18 protein-coding genes and 1 pseudogene are annotated in these 18431 nt (G+C 50.9%); 4 read left to right on the top strand and 15 right to left on the bottom strand.

Going from position 1 to position 18431, the window contains the following annotated elements:
• Nucleotides 1-46 precede the first annotated feature (46 nt).
• The 8 genes and pseudogenes from nuoH to ndhC form a co-directional block, all read right to left on the bottom strand.
• Complete coding sequence (nuoH, locus tag BSZ32_RS07715; protein ID WP_105042905.1) at nt 47-1000, bottom strand: NADH-quinone oxidoreductase subunit NuoH; 954 nt, start codon at nt 998-1000, stop codon at nt 47-49.
• Nucleotides 1000-1404, bottom strand: a complete 405-nt coding sequence (locus BSZ32_RS18775; protein ID WP_165788723.1) for a molybdopterin dinucleotide binding domain-containing protein — start codon at nt 1402-1404, stop codon at nt 1000-1002. Before BSZ32_RS18775 ends, nuoH begins: the two co-directional genes overlap by 1 nt.
• Nucleotides 1367-3715, bottom strand: coding sequence for an NADH-quinone oxidoreductase subunit NuoG (gene nuoG, locus BSZ32_RS07705; protein WP_105042904.1), 2349 nt, complete (start codon nt 3713-3715; stop codon nt 1367-1369). Before nuoG ends, BSZ32_RS18775 begins: the two co-directional genes overlap by 38 nt.
• Nucleotides 3716-5002, bottom strand: coding sequence for an NADH-quinone oxidoreductase subunit NuoF (nuoF, locus tag BSZ32_RS07700; RefSeq protein WP_206018764.1), 1287 nt, complete (start codon nt 5000-5002; stop codon nt 3716-3718).
• 24 nt (nt 5003-5026) lie between these two features.
• Complete coding sequence (gene nuoE, locus BSZ32_RS07695; protein ID WP_206018763.1) at nt 5027-5488, bottom strand: NADH-quinone oxidoreductase subunit NuoE; 462 nt, start codon at nt 5486-5488, stop codon at nt 5027-5029.
• 31 nt (nt 5489-5519) lie between these two features.
• Nucleotides 5520-7237 (bottom strand): annotated as a pseudogene (gene nuoC, locus BSZ32_RS07690) (NADH-quinone oxidoreductase subunit C/D).
• Nucleotides 7238-7371: 134 nt separating this feature from the next.
• The gene (locus BSZ32_RS07685; RefSeq protein ID WP_105042901.1) at nt 7372-8007 is read right to left on the bottom strand and encodes an NADH-quinone oxidoreductase subunit B; all 636 of its coding nucleotides are present in this window, start codon (nt 8005-8007) and stop codon (nt 7372-7374) included.
• A complete protein-coding gene (ndhC, locus tag BSZ32_RS07680; protein ID WP_105042900.1) occupies nt 8004-8408 on the bottom strand; it encodes an NADH-quinone oxidoreductase subunit A in 405 nt (134 codons plus the stop codon). The genes BSZ32_RS07685 and ndhC overlap by 4 nt, the downstream gene beginning before the upstream one ends.
• Before the next feature lie 209 nt (nt 8409-8617).
• Between ndhC and BSZ32_RS07675 the strand changes: the two genes are divergently transcribed.
• The 3 genes from BSZ32_RS07675 (at nt 8618) to BSZ32_RS07665 (ending at nt 10420) form a co-directional block, all read left to right on the top strand.
• On the top strand, nt 8618-8995 hold the full coding sequence (locus BSZ32_RS07675; RefSeq protein WP_105042899.1) for a hypothetical protein: 378 nt from the start codon (nt 8618-8620) through the stop codon (nt 8993-8995).
• 22 nt (nt 8996-9017) lie between these two features.
• Nucleotides 9018-9674 (top strand): hypothetical protein, encoded by a 657-nt coding sequence (locus tag BSZ32_RS07670; RefSeq protein ID WP_129589653.1) that lies wholly within the window; start codon nt 9018-9020, stop codon nt 9672-9674.
• Between the two features lie 110 nt (nt 9675-9784).
• Nucleotides 9785-10420: a cupin domain-containing protein gene (locus BSZ32_RS07665; protein ID WP_105042897.1), complete on the top strand. Its 636-nt coding sequence runs from the start codon at nt 9785-9787 to the stop codon at nt 10418-10420.
• Nucleotides 10421-10523: 103 nt separating this feature from the next.
• Here BSZ32_RS07665 and BSZ32_RS07660 read toward each other — a convergent pair whose 3' ends face one another.
• The 3 genes from BSZ32_RS07660 to BSZ32_RS07650 all read right to left on the bottom strand — a co-directional run bounded on the left by BSZ32_RS07660 (nt 10524) and on the right by BSZ32_RS07650 (nt 13332).
• On the bottom strand, nt 10524-11504 hold the full coding sequence (locus tag BSZ32_RS07660; RefSeq protein ID WP_105042896.1) for an MDR family NADPH-dependent oxidoreductase: 981 nt from the start codon (nt 11502-11504) through the stop codon (nt 10524-10526).
• Entirely contained in the window at nt 11501-12763 is a 1263-nt protein-coding gene (locus tag BSZ32_RS07655; RefSeq protein ID WP_165788722.1) for a Glu/Leu/Phe/Val family dehydrogenase, read from the bottom strand. The genes BSZ32_RS07660 and BSZ32_RS07655 overlap by 4 nt, the downstream gene beginning before the upstream one ends.
• A gap of 161 nt (nt 12764-12924) precedes the next feature.
• On the bottom strand, nt 12925-13332 hold the full coding sequence (locus BSZ32_RS07650; RefSeq protein WP_105042895.1) for a DUF4259 domain-containing protein: 408 nt from the start codon (nt 13330-13332) through the stop codon (nt 12925-12927).
• A gap of 160 nt (nt 13333-13492) precedes the next feature.
• Here BSZ32_RS07650 and BSZ32_RS07645 point away from each other — a divergent pair, with 160 nt between their 5' ends.
• Entirely contained in the window at nt 13493-14065 is a 573-nt protein-coding gene (locus tag BSZ32_RS07645; protein WP_105042894.1) for a hypothetical protein, read from the top strand.
• A 100-nt stretch (nt 14066-14165) separates the two neighbouring features.
• Here the strand turns inward: BSZ32_RS07645 and BSZ32_RS07640 are convergent, their stop codons facing one another.
• The 4 genes from BSZ32_RS07640 to pdhA form a co-directional block, all read right to left on the bottom strand.
• Nucleotides 14166-15413 carry a dihydrolipoamide acetyltransferase family protein gene (locus BSZ32_RS07640; RefSeq protein WP_105044790.1) on the bottom strand — a complete coding sequence of 416 codons (1248 nt, stop codon included), beginning with the start codon at nt 15411-15413 and terminating at the stop codon, nt 14166-14168.
• Between the two features lie 191 nt (nt 15414-15604).
• Nucleotides 15605-16021, bottom strand: a complete 417-nt coding sequence (locus BSZ32_RS07635; protein ID WP_105042893.1) for a hypothetical protein — start codon at nt 16019-16021, stop codon at nt 15605-15607.
• Between the two features lie 178 nt (nt 16022-16199).
• Complete coding sequence (locus BSZ32_RS07630) at nt 16200-17183, bottom strand: alpha-ketoacid dehydrogenase subunit beta (protein WP_105042892.1); 984 nt, start codon at nt 17181-17183, stop codon at nt 16200-16202.
• Nucleotides 17184-17220: 37 nt separating this feature from the next.
• Entirely contained in the window at nt 17221-18285 is a 1065-nt protein-coding gene (gene pdhA / locus BSZ32_RS07625) for a pyruvate dehydrogenase (acetyl-transferring) E1 component subunit alpha (RefSeq protein WP_105042891.1), read from the bottom strand.
• Between the last annotated feature and the right edge of the window lie 146 nt (nt 18286-18431).

The raw sequence follows: 18431 nt of genomic DNA, 5'->3' as shown, positions 1-18431 counted from the left end.
GTAGAGTGATAAGTGATAAGGGGGGAGTTAGTGCCTTTGGCGTGTGTTAGGTGTTGGCTAAAATGATTGCTCCGGTGACTAGGACGTTGAGCAGCGATAGAGGGAGCAGAACTTTCCAGCCGAGCGCCATGAATTGGTCGTAGCGTGGCCGCGGCATAGCAGCGCGGCAGAGGATGAAGAAGAACAGGAAGGCGCCGAGCTTAAGTGCAAACCATACTAATGGGGGCAGGAAAGGGCCGTGCCATCCGCCGAAGAAGAGCACCACCATCAGTGAGGAAATCAAGATCACCCCGACGTATTCACCGACAAAAAACATGCCGAATTTCATACCTGAGTATTCGGCATGGTAGCCGGCAATCAGCTCGCTCTCGGCCTCGGGCATGTCGGCAGGCAAACGGTGGGTTTCCGCCAGCCCGGCAATCATGAAGATCACAAAGCCAAGGAACTGCGGCACCACGAACCATAGTCTTTGCTGAGAATCGACGATTTCGCGCAGATTGAAAGTGCCAGCCATAGCCACCACTCCGAGCAAGGAAAGCCCCATGAAGACCTCGTAGCTGAACATCTGGGCTGACATTCTTAATCCACCTAACAGCGAATACTTACTGTTGGATGCCCAGCCCGCCAAAACGATGCTGTAAATGCCTATCGACGACATCGCCAGCACATAGAGTAGGCCAATGTTGAGGTCGATGACTTGAATTCCTGGGGCAAAAGGAATCACGGCGAACGAAAGCAGAGTAGTAGCCATGATGATGGCGGGCGCGAGGACAAACACCACCTTGTCTGAAAATGGTGGGATCCAGTCTTCCTTAGTGAAAATCTTGATCATATCAGCTAGGATAACTAACAAGCCGAATGGCCCAGCTCTGTTAGGTCCCAATCGATCCTGCATCAACGCCAGCAAGCGTCGCTCAATCCATATCATCAAGGCTGCCATGTTCAGCATGCAGAACAGGATGAGGGCCGCGATGAGGATATTCTGGAAGGTTGGGGACATTACTTTGGAGTGCTCCGAAAATCGGCGCTTTGTTTGTTAGAGGACGCTGATTCTTCTTCACCAAGGCGCACCCCAATGAGCGTATTAGCCTCGACGATGTTTGTGGGTAAAGCTGCGGTGCCGATTGGTAGTTCGGGGGTGATGGTTAGGGAAAGTTTGTGTTCGTTGTTGTTTGCTGTGATGGTGACGGTGGAGCCTTCTTTTAGCTTACGTTTGGCAGCTTCTTGAGGGTTAAGGCCGATGGCTGGAATTGGGATGCGTTCGGCGACGGATGAGGATTGGTTACTGAGCTCTTCAGTGCCGAAGATCTGGTGCCGAGGGAGGGCGAGGAGCTTGTCGTTCTCAGGTGTGAATGCTGGTGGAATTTCAGTAAACCACGCGCTGTTGTCGTCTTTTTTTTTCAAAGAGGCAGATGCCGGGGTCGCCACCTCGCAGCGGGCCGCCGATTTCTTGTTGGTATTGATTGAGGGCCTGCACTGAATTCCAACCAGGTGACCAGTAGCGGTTGTTGAGGGCGGTTGATGAGGAGGCCGGGTTGCCTTCCATGGTAAAAGAAAGCGGAGCGTCGGGGTCGCTTGGTGGCTTGGGTTCGTGCACGGTCGCCAGAATGGCGGTACGGCCACCAGAACGACGCGAGGCTCGGGCGACTTTTTGACTGCTCTGACGCCACTTGGAGTTGGGTGCTACTTCTGAAAGTTTTGCAAGCTTGGGGAATTCAGTTACTAAAGAAGCGAGAACGTCGTCGAGAGTTTCCCATGCGCCAGTTTGTTGCTTGTTTGCCGCGACCATAAGATCACGTAACCAACGCCAACTAGCTTGCACAGGATCGCTTGCGAGCACGACCTGAAAGCTTCTCTGCGCACGTCCCTCATTGTTGATGGAAGTTCCACTTGCTTCGGTGAAAGTGGCAGCGGGGAGCGATGCGTGGGCTTGCTGAGTTGTGGCATTCTCGAGGTGATCGATGGTGATCACGCAGTTGGCCGATTTGAGCATTCTATTTATCAGATGATCGGTGGATCGGCGGAAAATGTTGTTCTCTAACACGATGATGGTGTCGGCTTTCTCCTGAATGGCACTACTGATGCTCTTGTCTCCAAGCAAGGCCACACCGAGCGTGTTGGCTTCGGCCACAATCAGAGAAATGCGAGCTTCATTTTGCTTCAATGCCTTGGTGATTTGCCCAGCCGCTTGCACCAAGGCGACGCTGCCAAGGCTTGATCCAGCAACCACCAGCGGACGTTTCGCTTGGCGGAGGTCATGGGCGACTTGTTTCGCGTAGGCGGCTTGTTCGGATGTTAAGTTTGCTACGGCTGGTGCGTCGGAGTCTAACTCATGGGCGATGGCGAAACCGATGCGTGCTAGGTCGGCGGGTGCGGCCAAATGTCTGCTGGTGGCGATATCATCGAGCTGAGTCGCAGCGATGGAGGCGAGGTGTAGCGGGCCGTGGCGGTGCTGGATGACATCTGCCACAGCCCTAGCGTGCCAGCGAGGGATCTTGAGTTTATCGGCGTCTTCCAGCGGCGTATTGCGCACCGCTTGTCGCAGAGCCAAGGCTAGTCGTGGTGCGGTATTGGTGAGGTCTTCACCGAGAACAAAAACGGCATCGGATTCTGCGGCGTCACGCAAAGAAGCGATGTGGGTGTGTTGGTAGATGCTGATGATTTGCTTGGAAATGGCGGCATCGTTCTCTGACAGTCCGTTAAAAAAGGCGTCTTCACCCACCAAAGTTCTCAGAGCATAGTTGGCTTCCATTGAGGCACGCGGCGAGCCGATGCCAATCACTTTTTTACCGTCTAAAATTTCAGTAGCTAACAAGTCGGTGATGGTTTGTTTGTCGAGGCTAACCGTCTGTCCATTTTCCCTCCATTGGGGCTGCCTGCTACGTTTGTCGCTATTCACAAAGGCTGAGCCAAAACGTCCTCTATCACAGAGGAAATAGCCGTTGAGGTCGTGGTGGTAGCGGTTGAGCACTCGGCGGAATTTTCCATAGCGTTCGCCTACGATAGTATTGCAACCAAGGCTGCAATGAGGGCAGATGGAGGCTGCGGTGCTGAGGTCCCACTTACGGGTGGGCTGGGCTTTGAAAGGCTTATCGGTGAAGACGCCAGTGGGACAAACTTCGACCAGATTTCCGCTGAACGGGTTTTCTAAAACTCCTTCTTCATGACGCCCAAAGTAAACCCGATTGCGGGAGGAAAAAACATCGAGATCTCTGCCACCAGCATAGTCTTTGTAGAAACGCACACAGCGGTAGCATTGGATGCAGCGGTTCATCTCGTGATTGATGAAGGGGCCTAGGTATTGGTTACGGTGAGTGCGTTTCTGGAATCTATAACGACGCTTGGAGTGGCCAGCCATCACTGTCATGTCCTGTAGGTGACACTCGCCTCCTTCGTCACACACTGCGCAGTCATGCGGATGGTTGGTCATCAGCCACTCGACCACGCCCTTGCGAAATTCTTTGGCTTCGGGGTCGTCGATGGAAATGCGCAGTCCATCGCTAACTGGCACCATGCAAGCCATCACAATCATGCCAGTGGTGTCGTCATCATCGCGGAACTGCCTGACCGCACATTGGCGGCACGCCCCGACAGATCCCATGGCGGGGTGCCAGCAGAAATACGGTAGGTCGAACCCCAGCTGCAATGCTGTCTGCAGAAGGTTCTGCGAAGCATCGGCTTGGTAGGATTTGCCGTCTATGGTGATCGTGGCCATTTAAGATTGAAGATGTTTGTAAGGGCAGCGTTTTTCGGAGATGTGTTGCTCGAAGTCGTCGGCGAAGTATTTGAGGGCGCTCTGCAGGGGTTCGACGGCTCCGGGAGCGAAGGCGCAGAAAGTGCGTCCGGGGCCAAGCATCCGGGAGTGTTGGTGGAGAAGGTCGATATCGCTAGCGACACCCCTCCCCTCCTCGATGGCGCTCAGGGTTTTCTCGATCCATGGCAGGCCATCGCGGCAAGGGGTGCACCAGCCACAAGATTCGCGGGCAAAGAAGGTTTCCAAGTTATGCACCATGGCTATCGGGCAGGTGCGGTCGTCGAGAACGATCATGGTGCCAGTGCCCAGGCGACTGCCTGCTGCGGCGACGGTTTCATAGTCGAGTGGCAGGTCGAGGTGTTCCTCTACTAAGAAATCCGTGGAAGCTCCACCGGGGATGACGCCACGGAATTTGTAGCCATCCAGCATGCCGCCCGCGTGCTCCTCAATGATTTCTCGCAGTGTGGTGCCTAGCGGGAGTTCCCACAGACCCGGTCGTTTGACTCGGCCACTGACCCCGTAGATTTTGGTGCCGCTGTTGTTGGTTTTGCTAAGACCTTTGAACCAATCCGCGCCGTGATTGATGATGTGCGGCACACAGCAGAGAGTTTCGACGTTTTGCACGATAGTCGGCTGCCCCCAAAGACCCACTTGGGGCGGGAAAGGTGGCTTGGCACGTGGCACGGCGCGTTTGCCTTCCAGAGCATTCAGTAAGGCGGTTTCCTCACCGCAAATGTAACGACCCGCACTAGTGTGGAGATGGATGTTTAGGTTGTAGTTAGAGCCTAGAATGTTGTCGCCTAACAAGTTTTCAGCGAACAGCTCCGCTATGGCCTCACGCAAGGTTCGCTCCGAGCATGTGTATTCGGCTCGGAGGAAAATGTAGGCGGTATCGGCCTTGATGGCGTAGGCTGCAAGCATGATTCCCTCTAGCAGCTGGTGCGGATTCCCTTCTATCAGGTAGCGGTCTTTGAAGGTGCCTGGCTCCATTTCGTCAGCATTACAGACGAGGTAGCGCTGGCGTGGCGCGTCATCGCCACTGGGCACCAGGCTCCACTTCAATCCAGCGGGAAATCCGGCGCCACCGCGACCGCGAAGGTTCGAGTCTTTTACGGCCTCAATAACCTCAGTTGGAGTCATTTCCGTAAGGGCACGACGCAGCGCCTGGTAGCCGCCTAGTTTTTGGTAGGCGGCGAGGTCTGGCGACGGGTGTCCAGGACGGATGTGTTCTGTCAGAGGAGTTTCCAATTTGTTGGGGGAAATAGTTATTTGTTAGGGGAGTTTTTCCAAAAGTGCGTCGATGGTTTCTGGCGTGAGATTTTCGTGAGTGGTTTTGCCAACCATCATGGCGGGAGCCTTATCGCAGGCTCCGAGACAGACAATGGGCAGGAGGGTGAAGCGGCCGTCTGGGGTGGTTTCCCCCATGTTGATTCCGAGGCGTTTTTTCAAATGCTCGCAAATACTGCCGCAGCCCATCACCCAGCAGCTGATGCTGTCGCAGACATGGATCACGTGGCGGCCTGTGGGTTGGCGGTAGATGAGGTTATAAAAGGTGGCCACGCTATCGACTTCACTGGGCGACATCTCCAAGATCTCGGCAACTTCCTTCACCGCCTCATCGGATACCCAACCACGGTGCTTCTGCAAAATTTTCAGCGCATCGACACAGACTGCTTGCTTGTAGGGATAGCAGGCGATTTCGTGTTCAATTTCTTGGCGTTCTTCGGGGCTCATTATTTTAGGGGTTATCAGGGCGGTCGTGTTGCTAGCGATCTATATCTGCTAGGACGTAGTCGATGCTGCCTAGGATGGCGAGGAGGTCGGGGATCATGTGGCCTTGGCTGATGTTGTTGATGATTTGCATGTGGGGGAACGACGGGGCGCGGATGCGAGTGCGGTAGGAGATGCTGTCCTTGTCGCTGATGAGGTAATAGCCGCTCATTCCCTTGGTGGCCTCGACGCTGCACATCATTTCTCCGGCAGGCACCACCGGTCCCCAGCTGACAGAGAGGAAGTGGGTGATCAGGGTTTCTATGTCATGCATGGTGCCGTCCTTGGTGGGCGGGCAAGTGAGTGGATGATCGGACTTGTAGGCGCCGCCGGGCATGCACTTGAGACATTGCTCGATGATGCGCAGGCTCTGGCGCATTTCCTCGATCCGCACCATGCCTCGGTCATAGCAGTCGCCGTTGTCGGCTGTGGGGATGTCGAAGTCGAATTGGTCGTATCCGGCGTAGGGCCGTTTCTTGCGCAAATCCCAGTCGCTGCCAGTGGCGCGCAATCCGGGTCCAGTGATCCCCCACTCCAGCGCCTCCTCGGTGGTGTAGGCACCGATGCCGATGGTGCGCGCTTGATGATGCGGTTTTTCATCACCATGGTGTCGTATTCCTTGAGCCGTGGTGGCAGGTAGTCGAGGAAGTTTCTGACTAGGGTGTCCCATCCCTTAGGGAGGTCTTGGGCGACTCCACCGATGCGGAACCAGTTTGGGTGCATGCGTGCGCCGCAGATTGATTCGATGATACCTAATAACTGCTCGCGGTCGTTGAACATGTAGAACACGGGCGACATCTGGCCGAGGTCTTGGGCGTAAGTTCCATACCAGACGAGGTGGTTAGAAATGCGGAACAGCTCGCAGAGCATGATGCGGATGACCTTGGCGCGGTCGGGGACATCGATGCCGCACATTTTCTCCAGCGCCAGCACGTAGGGCAGGTTGTTCATCACCCCTCCGAGATAATCGACGCGGTCGGTGTAGGGAATGTAGCTGTGCCACGACTGGCGCTCGCCCATCTTTTCCTGTCCACGGTGGTGGAATCCGATGTCTGGGATGACATTGAGAATCTCTTCACCATCAAGCTGAAGCACCAGACGTAGCACGCCGTGGGTTCCGGGGTGTTGAGGGCCTATGTTGAGAAACATGAACTCGGAGTCGGCGCTGCTGCGCTCCAGCCCCCAAGCTTCGGGGTCGAATTGCAGAGCCTTGTGCTCGGCGTCTTCTTTTTCAGGAGTGAGTTCGAAGGGACCCATCTCGGTCGCACGCGCTGGATGTTCCTTACGCAGCGGGTGGCCTTGCCAGCTTTGTGGCATAAGCAGGCGTCGCATCTTTGAGTGGCCATCGAAGCGGATGCCAAACATGTCCCAGACCTCACGTTCATACCAACTTGCCGTTGGCCAGATATTAGTGATGGATGGGATGCTGGGGTAGTCACCTTCGAGGGCTACCTTGATGCGGATGTCGGTATTGTTAGGAATGGAAAGCAGATGATAGACGACGGTAAAATCACTCGCGGGCTGGCCATCGCGGTGGCGGCGGTGGCGTTCGTCGATAGCAGTGAGGTCGTAGAGCATCGCAAAGCCCTCGTCGTGTTTGAGGTGACGAAGCAAAGGAATCAAGTGTTCGCTAAGAACCCAGAAGGTGGGGATGCCATCTACCGTGGCTTGCTCAACAATCTGCCCCCAAGTCCCTGAGGTCAGGGACTCCATAAAAGAGATCTTTGTGTGCGCCGTTGTCACTTGCTAGTGTCTAAGGATTAAAGGCTAACAGTAGGTTAGAGTGGCTGAGTCAGTCAAGGATATTTCACCATTCACCCAAGTCGACAGCACTCGATATTAATGAGTTACGACTGATCCGGAGTCCTAAGTGTGGTGACTCCCATGCGTTCTTCGTGTTTGAGGTCACGCTGGCTGAAGCGGCCTGGTTGGGAAACCCCCTGAGGCCCGATGACGTGGCTGAGCGGGCGTTTTTCCTGACCGACGGCTTGCTGAAGAAGAACGAGTCCCTGCATGAAGGCATCGGGCCGGGGCGGACAGCCGGGCACGTAAACGTCTACTGGGAGAAATTTGTCGACCCCTTGCACCACGCTGTAGATGTCAAACATGCCGCCGGAGTTGGCGCAGGAGCCCATCGATATCACCCAGCGCGGCTCCATCATTTGTTCGTAGAGCCGCTGGATGATGGGAGCCATTTTCACGAAGACGGTGCCGGCGATAATCATCACGTCGGCTTGGCGCGGGCTTCCGCGCAGCACCTCGGCTCCGAACCTAGCAATGTCGTATTTACTGGTTAGGCTGGTGGCCATTTCCACGAAACAACAAGAGAGACCGAAGTTGAAAGGCCATAGCGAATACTTGCGGCCCCAGGCTACGAGGTCTTGAAGCTTTGCCATGGCGAGGACTTTGCTGACTTCGTCGTCAAGGTCACTAAGGCCGTTTTGCGGAGCGGGGTCTTCTGGATTGGATATGCTTATATTCATAGTTTGTCTTTCTTGTTAGTGATTCTCCCTGGCCGCCGTGGTCGGCTCCAGTCCAGTGCGCCCATGCGCCATTCGTAGATCAGGGCGACAATCAAGATTCCTATGAACACCGCAATGCCACCATAGCCTTGCCAGCCAAGTTCTCGTAGTGCGATAGCCCAGGAGAAAATGTAGATTACCTCGAGGTCAAAGATAACAAAAAGAATGGCGATCAGATAGAAGCGGATAGAGATTTTCAGCCTTCCCGTGCCCGTGCCATCGAGCCCCGATTCATAAGGTTTTCCCTTGCCTCGAGCGTTGTGTTTCTGGCCGAGCAAGGCTGAGACACCGAGCATGCCTCCCGCCACCGTGGCGATGAGCGCCACGTAAACCACAAACGGCCAATAGTCTGGGGGGGACATTACGAGTAGGATTTATTGATGAGAGAAGCACCTAGCAGTAGATCAGAAATGATAGATCTACGCAACAGAATAGAGTTACTAACTATACTCGTAAATTGTTGATGTTGAGCATGATGCTATAAATCACATTAAATCTTGTTGAATCCCCCATCTACTCTCCTGTGATTCGACGATTGACTGCCGAGTTCATCACACACACTTTGATTTAGATGAAACCCTTTACTCGACTTCTATCCTTATGGCTTCTTATTTCATTAGGAATTGGAGCCAACTCTTCCTGTGTGAATGTGAGAAGTGAGCGAGGAGTCGAAAACCTTTGGAACTCGGATGAGGGAGACAACAAAGCCTCCAATTGGAGCAAAGGAAAAACAACAAAATCTAAGATACTAAAAGACCTTGGCCCCCCTTCCCAAGTACTCACCCTAGGAGATGAGACGGTCTTTTACTATCTACGCGAGCAAATCAACGGCGAAGGTATTGTGCTTATCGTTTACAACAACGTTAAGGTTCACGCGGAATACGATAGGGCCATTTTCTTCTTTGATAAACAAGGAGTGCTAACAGACTTCTCAGTAAGTGAGGGGTAATAGTCAGAACATCCTTACGCTGATGAGATCGGGAATAACGGGTTTAGAAACTGCACGTTTTTTTGCAACTTGGGCACGGCTTGCTGTTGTACCTTTGCTGTGCAGTAGCTGTACGGTTCTCAAGTACAAAATTGGTGGTGAGTCTATTGGAAATCTGGCTCAACCTAACGACTTAAAAATACAACAAGTACCGCAAATTCCATCTACCCGCTCAGAGATTTTGGACCAATTGGGACCGCCGGAAAAAGTGGGCCAACTCGAATCTGGCCACTACGTGTTCGCCTACGAATTTCGTGACGTCGTAGAACGTCAAATCGGTCTGAGCATACCAAATTTCAGCTTATTTAAGCTCTCACTCGGCAAGGCCAGGGCTGACAGGTATGCCCTTTTGATTGAGCTTAATGAACACAATAAGCTCCATTCTGCAGGATATTCACACTGGATAGAAGACGTAGGGTATGGTGTAAACATTCAACTATTCCTAGCGGTCACTCCGACTACGGACACTAAGGCATTACGCGAGCAGTTAGATACTGAGGTTTGGACAACCCGCCTGCTCTCTAGTCCTGTCGGCCTTGTTGACCTTACACACAACTCGGATCTAACTGGTTCAGGCCTCTATTTCTCAGGAATGCCGAATCCCAGCCTCCAATGGCCCACTAATAATAGGAAGCGATGACTCCAGTCAAAGGTGGTGGGTATTTTTTGTTCTTATCCTGATCAATCATTTGGCTTTCTTTAGTAAATAAAGTCTCTCGCTTGCTTCTCGATCTAGACTAGTTTCTCGCCATGGACGACTACAACCGCCGCCACTTCATCCGCACCTCGCTCCCTGGATTTCTCGGGCTAAGCCTCGCGTTGCCAGCCATCACAGCTCTAGCAACCCGCGCCAATGCGTGCCAAGGAAGGTTGCCCGCGGATGGAGCCATCAATTGGGATGCCTTCCTCACTGCTGTTGAAAAGGAAGCTGCTAAACAACACCTCGACCACTGGAATCAGGAAAAGTATGTCAAGCAAGTGGCAGCACTCGCCCTCCAATTGAACCTCAAAGATGCAGATCTCTCTGAGGCTTTTGAAAACAGCAAGAATGGTCTCGGAAATATGCGCCCAGATTTCTATAAGCTCGAAAAGCAACGCAACTTCGAGGTAAGTCTCGTACAGTTTGAAAAAGGCGAAGAAATAAAGCACCACGACCACCCAGACATGACTGGAGTGCTGCTCTGTGCCACAGGCAAGATTGACGTATGGAACTACGACCTCCTGCCGCACGAAAACGATGCAGAAAAAGTCCTCCTCAAAGAAACGGCAAAGTCCACTTTACTCAAAGACGATGTCTCCACCTTGACCTCTAAAGCACGCAATATCCATCGCCTTCGCGCTCACCAACTGACTCAGTTGGTTGACGTTTGCTCCGCCCTACAATAAAGAACGGATCAAAAAGAGCACCTGGTTTGAGGTCGATACCGACAGCTACCTTGGACGAGAAAAAATCTACGAAGCCAACCGTAGATAGCCTGAATCCGAGTCATTATTGCCAATCCAGCAAGACTTTACCACTGCGCTCACCTTGTTGGGATCGCTCTAGCGCCTCGACTAGCTCACTTGGTTTGTAGGATTTTTCTACCGACTGAGTAAGCTTTCCATCCACCACCCACTCAGCGAGCTGCTGGTAAACTTTTTCAATCTCCCCTCTCTCGGCGGCGGCTATCCATTTGGTGATCCACAGTCCACGCAGGCTGATACCCTTAAAGATAAGAAATTTGTTAGGCACTTTGAGGCTGCGCATACTCATCGCTCCAAAGGTGACTTGCGTTCCATGTTCGGCGAGAGCGTCCATCTGGCGCAGGGCACTGTCGCCACCAACGGCATTGGAGGCGAGTTTTGGTAAATTATCGCCACAGATCTCGCGCACCTTTGTCACGAGGTCAGCATCATCTAACAACACGTGATCCGCGCCGAAAGCTTTCAGCTCAGCCTCGAGCCCTTCGCGACGGACAGTATTGATGGTGCGCAGTCCGAGTTGTTTGGCAATTTGAATCAAACACTGGCCTACACCTGAATTTGCCGCATTTTGAATCACCCAATCACCAGGGTTAAGATCGGCGTAGGCGTGGAGTATCTGCCAAGCAGTCGCGGGATTCACCTTGAGCATTGCAGCCTGTTCTGGAGCAATCTCGGAGGGAATACGTAGGGTATTCTGAGCATCACAGACCACATGGCTCTGCCATGTGCCCACACGCTCGATAAAGATTACCTTATCTCCTGCAGCAAAGCCCTCGGCTTTGCTTTCTAGCACCTCTGCACAACCTTCGATTCCGGGCGATGCTGGGAGCTCGGGTTTAACTCCGTAGTTGCCTTGGATAAAATTGATATCCGCTGGATTGAGTGGAGTCGCCAGCATTTTAACTAGCAACTGTCCGTTCTCTGTCGCAGGTAGTTCGATTGGCTCTAATTGAGCGACTTCTTCGACTTTGCCGAAGCTATGAAAGCGTACTGAATTTGATATCATGGGAATAGTCCTCTTTGTTTTTTAACATTGGCAACTTCTTTAATGCCGAGTGCTAGGGCAGCCACACGATGTGGTAGTTTATTTCTTTGAGCAAAGGTTATCACACGATCAAATGCCTTTGCCATCATGGTGTCGAGTTTGGTCAACACCTCTTGCTCACTCCACTGGAAGCGCTGTAAATTCTGTACCCATTCGAAGTAGGAAACCGTCACACCTCCTGCATTGCAAAGAATGTCGGGGATCATGAAAATGTCATCTCTGCGCTCTAAAATGGCGTCCGCCTCAGTGGTTGTTGGACCATTGGCTGCTTCCGCAAGAACGCGGCATTTGAGCTTGCCAGCATTTTTTGAGGTAATCACCCGCTCAAGAGCCGCTGGTACTAACACATCACAAGGCTGCACCAACAAATCAGCTGGATCAATAGAGTCAGCGGCCGTAAAGCCGACGACTCCCCCACTCTTTGCGACATGCTTGCCTAATTCCTTCACATTGATTCCCTCGGGATTATGCACGGCTCCAGTCACATCTGAAATACCTATGATTCTCACTCCAAATCGCTCCATGGTTAGAGCTGCATGATAACCGACATTACCAAATCCTTGGATGATAGCAGTGGCATTTTCATGGCGTATTTTACACTTTGTCAGTGCCCGTGTGGCTAGGAATGCCACACCGTGACCAGTAGCAGCCGTTCGTCCTTCCGAACCTTGGAGGTTCACAGGTTTACCGGTAACGACCCCTGGTACCAAATGACCTGCGTGGCTGGAATAAACATCGAGCATCCATGCCATCACTTGTTCATTGGTTCCCATGTCGGGAGCCATCACGTCGGTCTGTGGGCCTATGAATGGTAGCATCTCGGCTGTGTAGCGCCTTGTCATATTCTCTAACTCAGCCTCGCTCATGCTTCGTGGGTCACATGTCACACCGCCTTTTCCACCACCAAATGGCAAGCCCATCAATGCACATTTCCAGTTCATCCACATAGCAAGCGCCGCCACCTCGCCTAGCTTGACATTGGGGTGAAACCTCAAACCACCTTTGACTGGACCACGCGAGAGTTCATGCTGCACACGATAACCAAAGAAGACCTCAGTCTCACCACTGTCTCTTTTGATGGGGATGCTCACAGTCAGCAAGCGCTTAGGCCACTTGCAGCGCTCTCGCACATCGTTTGATAATTTTAGGAAATCTGCTGTGCGGTCAAATTGCTCAGCAGCCATCTGGAATACAGGATTTTTGAGGAGTTGCTCCTTCATATAAGTTAATCAAACATGCAGAACACTTTTCCAAAAGGTAAAACGTCAAGAGATCCAAATGATGTTTTGGATTCTTCGTAGTCTATCACTGCACAAAGAAAAACACCCTGTTAGTCATTCACTAACAGGGCGCTTTAAGAAATATTTTTTGAATCAATCAACTAGAGTTGGGCCATTTGCGTAATGACTTCACGCATCGACTCTATATTTTCAAGCCATCCATCGAAATCTTCAGAATCTGACCAAATCTCACGAAGTTCAGATTCCTTGCCGAGCACTTTAGCGAGAGCTGGGAGAGCTACCTCAGGAAGGTCGCTCACGTCGTCACATTCGTTGTCGCCAACCCAGTCAACCAATTCACCAGGAACTCCGATGCGTGGTTCGTCGAGAAGAGCAATCAGAGTCTCACTCGCAGCTAGGACTATGGCTGCTTGATCGGCTTCAATATAACCAGGATCAATACTGAGTGATTCACTCAGAAATTCACGTGCATCTTCAGAGTCAATGAGCTCCTGAATCCAGTCGTTAGCAGTATCTTCTTCAAATGTTTTTGTTCCCCAGGCAGCCATAATTTTTAGTGCGTTGTTGTGCGCGTTCTTTTTGATTTAGAGGATGAAATTGCAGCGGTCAACCTCTCTTGCTGACTTTTTTTCAAGCTCCATCTCCCTCAAGCTCTTCAAACATATGTATCATTGATTCTTAGAGCTTTATTCCACATACTGTTCTCCCATGGAGACTAAAAGTATCTATCAATGCCCAGAACAGTGTGCGCGCGATACATCTGAGATGAGTAATAGTGAACTTCGAAACTACTACTCACAAGATGAAATATGTGTGCAAACTGTCGCATGGCTGTATCTCTTTAGCGGAACCTTTGTCGGAGTTCTAACGCTAGTGTTTCTCAAAGTTGCCATCGATATCCACCATCTTCTTCTTATTTTTATGAGCTTTTTCTCGCTGATTATAGCCATCATCTTCGTCTTACTTGGGTGGGGCATGCGTCATTACGATCCTTGGTCGCGCACCCCAGCTCGTTTCGCGGCCGTCGTCATGATGTTTTTTGTACCCTTAGGGACTCTCATCGGCATCATCTGCTTTTTCTTACTCAAACAAAGAGCCCACAAGGAAATCTTCACCAACAAATATCACGCTATTTTGCTCTCAGACCCCTTGCACAGCAAATACCACAAGTTGTGGCTACCCATGCTCATTGGAGCGCTCACAGCTATCCTGATGACTTTAGCAGTAGTATTCCAACGCCATTTCATCATCAAGCTACTGACGGATGGTTATAGTTTTTAAACTGTCTTGAAAGACTGGCTCACTCCCCTCCCCCAGTGCTCAAAAAATGGCATGCACCTGAGAGGTACATGCCATTTTATGAAAATTCTCATTGAAAAAATTACACGAGCATCAGCGTTGGCTGTTCGATGAATTTTTTCACTGCATTGAGGTAGGTAGCGGCAACAGCACCATCAACCACGCGGTGGTCACAGCTGAGGCCGATGTTCATGCGGAGGCCAGATTTGATCTCACCCTTGATAGAAACTGCCTTTTCAATGATACCACCCACACTGACGATTGCCGCCTGTGGTGGGTTTACTATCGCATCAAAGCTCTCTACGCCCCATGCGCCGAGGTTAGAAATGGTGATTGTTCCGCCATCAAACTCGTTAGGAAGAAGCTTCTTATCGCGAGCACGCTTTGCCATCGCTTTGATTTCTTGCGAAATCTCAAGCAACGACTTATTTTGTGCCGTCTTGACTACAGGAGTCACTAAACCGTCTTCCACTGCAATCGCTACAGAAATACCTACGTTTGCAAATTCTACAACACTGTCGCCATTGTAGGCTGCATTGACTGCTGGGACTTCCTCGCAACTATTGATCATCGCTTTCACAACAAAGTCATTGACGGAATACTTGTTGCCGCCGGTTTGTTCAGTCTGAGCGTTGATCTGCTTGCGCAGTGCCATCAGTGGAGCTGCGTCACATTCTACATGTAAGTAGAAGTGTGGGATGGTTTGCTTCGATAGGAGTAGGCGCTCAGCGATGATTTTGCGCATGCCAGAAAGTGGTGTGACTTTGTCGTCTGCTCCAACCGCTGGAAAAATACCTTGAGGCACTGGAGCGGCAGAGCTAGGTGCCGCTACGGGTGTAGCAGAGGCAGCCTTGGCAGATTCTACGTCAGCCTTCACAATTCGGCCACTTGGTCCTGATCCCTTTACGGTAGTAAGATCGACACCTTTTTCTGCTGCAATCTTGCGAGCGAGTGGTGAAACACGGAGGCGTGAGCCATCCGCTGCCACAGTGGCAGTCGGTACTGCGGCAGCTACTGGAGTCGAAGCGGCGGCGGCTGGTGCTTTTGTCGCTGGAGCAGCTGGTGGTGCAGTCACAACGGAAACGTCTTCGTCCTCTTCTGCTATGATAGCTAGAACATCTCCAACAGGGGCTTTAGTCCCCTCTTGTACCAAGATTTCAACGATTGTGCCTTCGTCGAATGCTTCCATTTCCATGGTTGCTTTATCCGTTTCGATTTCAGCAATAATGTCGCCGATTTCGACGGTGTCTCCCGCCTTTTTGCGCCAAGAGACTAGTGTACCCTCAGTCATCGTGTCTGAGAGCTTTGGCATTTCGATATTAATAGGCATAACTAAATTCTTAAAAATGATCACCGCAATTGTTGCGGTGCCTATATTTCCCTCAAACTCTAGCAATGGGCAAGAGGAATATCTGTCTTTTCTACGACAATTCACATGATCAACGACGATTCATGCGCAAAAAACCCGCTCGCTGACGCCAAGCGGGTTTTTAGATAAAATTTTGACTATGTTTGGAGCTATTAGAGCTCAGGGGCAAGTGTCTTCATGGTCGGGATGAGACCTAACTGAGGCTCACCAGTTCCACCCTGCATAGTAGCGCGTGAGAGCACCTCTTTGCTTACTATTCCACAGCAATCTGGCTTAGGACAGAATCTTGAGTAACACTTTGTGCAGCCTTGTGTTTTAGCTTTCTTAACTCTTGGCTTACGAACCTTAGCTACTTCCGGCTTAGGCTTCTGGGCTTCTGGGCAGCAAAACCAGCTTCTCCTAGGCTTTGACTCGAATACTGGAGGAGCCACATATTTTCCCTTAGAACTTAAGGAGTCTGAGGAGGAAACGGCGTTACCACTGGCATCATAGTAGACTGCCTGCTGGCTGCAGGATGCGAAGAACATTGCTACCATAGCGGTGGCTAGAAGTTTAAGTGCTGTTTTCATAGATAGGCATAGAGGATAGTTTGTTGAACGAATCTTACAAATCAAATTTTACATAAATATTAAGCTGCGCACTATAAATTAACAAAAATATACTACATAGTTAATCACATAATAACTTTTAGATATATAATAAAAAGGGCGACTCTAAGGCCGCCCTAGCAAGAAATGATTCAAAAATCTATGAAATACTCAAAACAGCTTTGACCACCTTAGCTGGTGTCGGAAGCTGTTCAGACTCTAAAGCTGGGGAATAAATCGCAGGAGCATCGAGTGAACAAACGCGCTTAATAGGGGCATCAAGATCATCGAATGCGTATTCCTGAATCAGTGTGATCAACTGTGAAGAAACACCACAGAATGGCTTGGATTCATCCACAATCACTGCTCTGTTGGTCTTTTTGACTGAATTGATGATAGCGTCCTGATCGAGAGGGCGGATGGAGCGAAGGTCTACTACCTCAGCATTGATTCCGTGCTCAGATTGAAGAATCTCAGCAGCCTCAAGAGCGACAAGAACACTTTGACCATGGGCGATGAGAGACACGTCTGAGCCTTCACGCTTGATATCAGCCACTCCGAGGGGGATGGTGAAGTCGCCGTCATTAGGGTCAGGAACAGGTCCTTTAACACCGTAGAGAAGGGTACTTTCCATGACGTAGACTGGGTCATTATCACGGATAGCAGACTTCATCAGGCCCTTTGCGTCCGCCGCTGTAGCAGGGGATACGACTTTAAGACCTGGGAAAGCAGCGAAGAGGCCTTCTGGTGTATGTGAGTGAGTAGCGCCGACGTTAGTTCCGCCGTTAGCTGGGCCACGTATTACAATAGGGCAGTTACAAAGACCACCAGACATGTAGCGGACGTTGGCTGCATTGTTGACCAATTGGTCGAAAGCTACGGAGTGGAAGGACCAGAACATCAGCTCCATCACAGGACGAACGCCGAGCATTGAGGCACCGACACCCATACCAATGAAGCCCGCTTCAGAGATCGGCATGTCCATCACGCGCTTGTCGCCCCATTTGTCCCAAAGTCCTTTAGTGACCTTGTAGGCTCCGTTGTATTGGGCAACTTCTTCACCCATAAGTACGACGTTCTCATCGCGTGCAAGCTCTTCATCAAAAGCTTCGTTGAGCGCATCTCTGTATTCGATTTCTCTCATTTTAAAGAATAGTTAAATTGTAGTAAGTGAAAGGGGACTAGTCGTTGAAGAAATGGCGGCCAGTATTGCCAGCTTCAGTTTTATTATCCACTTCCCAGTAGACGTCTTCAAAGATCGAATCGATTGTTGGGAAAGGGGACTCTTCAGCAAATTTGACTGCAGCTGCTGCTTCCTTCTTAGCTTCTTTATCAATCGCTATTGCTTCTTCTTCAGTAAGCAGACCTTCTGAAATAACTTGCGCACGCCAGAGTAGCACTGGATCGTGGTTCTTCTTATAGTCTTCGATCTCTTCAGGTGTCCGGTACTTCTTGTGGTTCGCATCCGCTACTGAGTGACCGTAGTAACGATAAGTAAAGATCTCGAGGACTGTTGGCTTGCTCTGATTGTGAGCACGTTCAAGCGCCTGCTGAGTCTTTGCGCGAACTTCGTAGATATTTTCCCCATCCACACTGTCCCATGCCATATCGTAGGCGTCAGCGCGCTGAGCGAGGGTATCCTTGTAAGCAGAGGAACGCTTCTGACTGGTGCCCATTGAGTAGCCGTTGTTTTCAATGATATACACCACAGGTACATTATGCAGCTCTGCAATGTTGAGTGACTCATGGAATGCACCTTGGTTGATAGCTCCATCACCCATGTAACAAAGACAAGCACCTTTGTTGCCCTTGTATTTCTCACCAAAAGCAAGACCCAGACCGAGTGGAGTCTGACCACCTACGATTCCGTGACCACCCCAGAAGTTCTTATCAGGAGCAAAAAAGTGCATTGAGCCACCTTTGCCTTTAGAGCAACCAGTCGCTTTACCAAAGAGTTCAGCCATGCACTCATTCATGTTCATCCCACAAGAGAGAGCGTGCGCGTGACAACGATAGGCCGTGATCACGTGATCGTGTGCTCCACAGAGTGAGATGGTACCAACAGCTACAGATTCCTGACCGATGTAGAGGTGGAGGAATCCTCCCATTTTACCCTGGGAATAGGGTTTCTGGGTTGCCTGCTCGAAACGACGAATACGCGCTAGCTGTCTGTAGAGGCCAATCTTATCATCCGCCGTCAGCTGCTGGTTGATAGGTGCCTGAGAGTAATCTGTAGTAGTTGCCATAGTAACTAGATAGTTAATGTTAAATCTCTGCCGAGTTAGATCTAAGGTACCGTTTAGCTCCTATTAGAACTTCCCGCAAGTCCGAATGCTAGTATAACAATTACTATTTTTCTCCTAGTCATGAACCCTATTCATTGTTCCACGTG

The organism is Rubritalea profundi (genome assembly GCF_002954445.1).
Lineage (GTDB): Bacteria > Verrucomicrobiota > Verrucomicrobiia > Verrucomicrobiales > Akkermansiaceae > Rubritalea > Rubritalea profundi.
This window is presented reverse-complemented; position numbering and strand designations above follow the sequence as displayed.

Bases quoted from the DNA above. Each gene is read 5' to 3' on its own strand.
- nuoH (WP_105042905.1), bottom strand. From the start codon at position 1,000: ATGTCCCCAACCTTCCAGAATATCCTCATCGCGGCCCTCATCCTGTTC.
- nuoG (WP_105042904.1), bottom strand. From the start codon at position 3,715: ATGGCCACGATCACCATAGACGGCAAATCCTACCAAGCCGATGCTTCG.
- nuoE (WP_206018763.1), bottom strand. From the start codon at position 5,488: ATGAGCCCCGAAGAACGCCAAGAAATTGAACACGAAATCGCCTGCTAT.
- BSZ32_RS07685 (WP_105042901.1), bottom strand. From the start codon at position 8,007: ATGAATATAAGCATATCCAATCCAGAAGACCCCGCTCCGCAAAACGGC.
- ndhC (WP_105042900.1), bottom strand. From the start codon at position 8,408: ATGTCCCCCCCAGACTATTGGCCGTTTGTGGTTTACGTGGCGCTCATC.
- BSZ32_RS07675 (WP_105042899.1), top strand. From the start codon at position 8,618: ATGAAACCCTTTACTCGACTTCTATCCTTATGGCTTCTTATTTCATTA.
- BSZ32_RS07670 (WP_129589653.1), top strand. From the start codon at position 9,018: ATGAGATCGGGAATAACGGGTTTAGAAACTGCACGTTTTTTTGCAACT.
- BSZ32_RS07665 (WP_105042897.1), top strand. From the start codon at position 9,785: ATGGACGACTACAACCGCCGCCACTTCATCCGCACCTCGCTCCCTGGA.
- BSZ32_RS07660 (WP_105042896.1), bottom strand. From the start codon at position 11,504: ATGATATCAAATTCAGTACGCTTTCATAGCTTCGGCAAAGTCGAAGAA.
- BSZ32_RS07655 (WP_165788722.1), bottom strand. From the start codon at position 12,763: ATGAAGGAGCAACTCCTCAAAAATCCTGTATTCCAGATGGCTGCTGAG.
- BSZ32_RS07650 (WP_105042895.1), bottom strand. From the start codon at position 13,332: ATGGCTGCCTGGGGAACAAAAACATTTGAAGAAGATACTGCTAACGAC.
- BSZ32_RS07645 (WP_105042894.1), top strand. From the start codon at position 13,493: ATGGAGACTAAAAGTATCTATCAATGCCCAGAACAGTGTGCGCGCGAT.
- BSZ32_RS07640 (WP_105044790.1), bottom strand. From the start codon at position 15,413: ATGCCTATTAATATCGAAATGCCAAAGCTCTCAGACACGATGACTGAG.
- BSZ32_RS07635 (WP_105042893.1), bottom strand. From the start codon at position 16,021: ATGAAAACAGCACTTAAACTTCTAGCCACCGCTATGGTAGCAATGTTC.
- BSZ32_RS07630 (WP_105042892.1), bottom strand. From the start codon at position 17,183: ATGAGAGAAATCGAATACAGAGATGCGCTCAACGAAGCTTTTGATGAA.
- pdhA (WP_105042891.1), bottom strand. From the start codon at position 18,285: ATGGCAACTACTACAGATTACTCTCAGGCACCTATCAACCAGCAGCTG.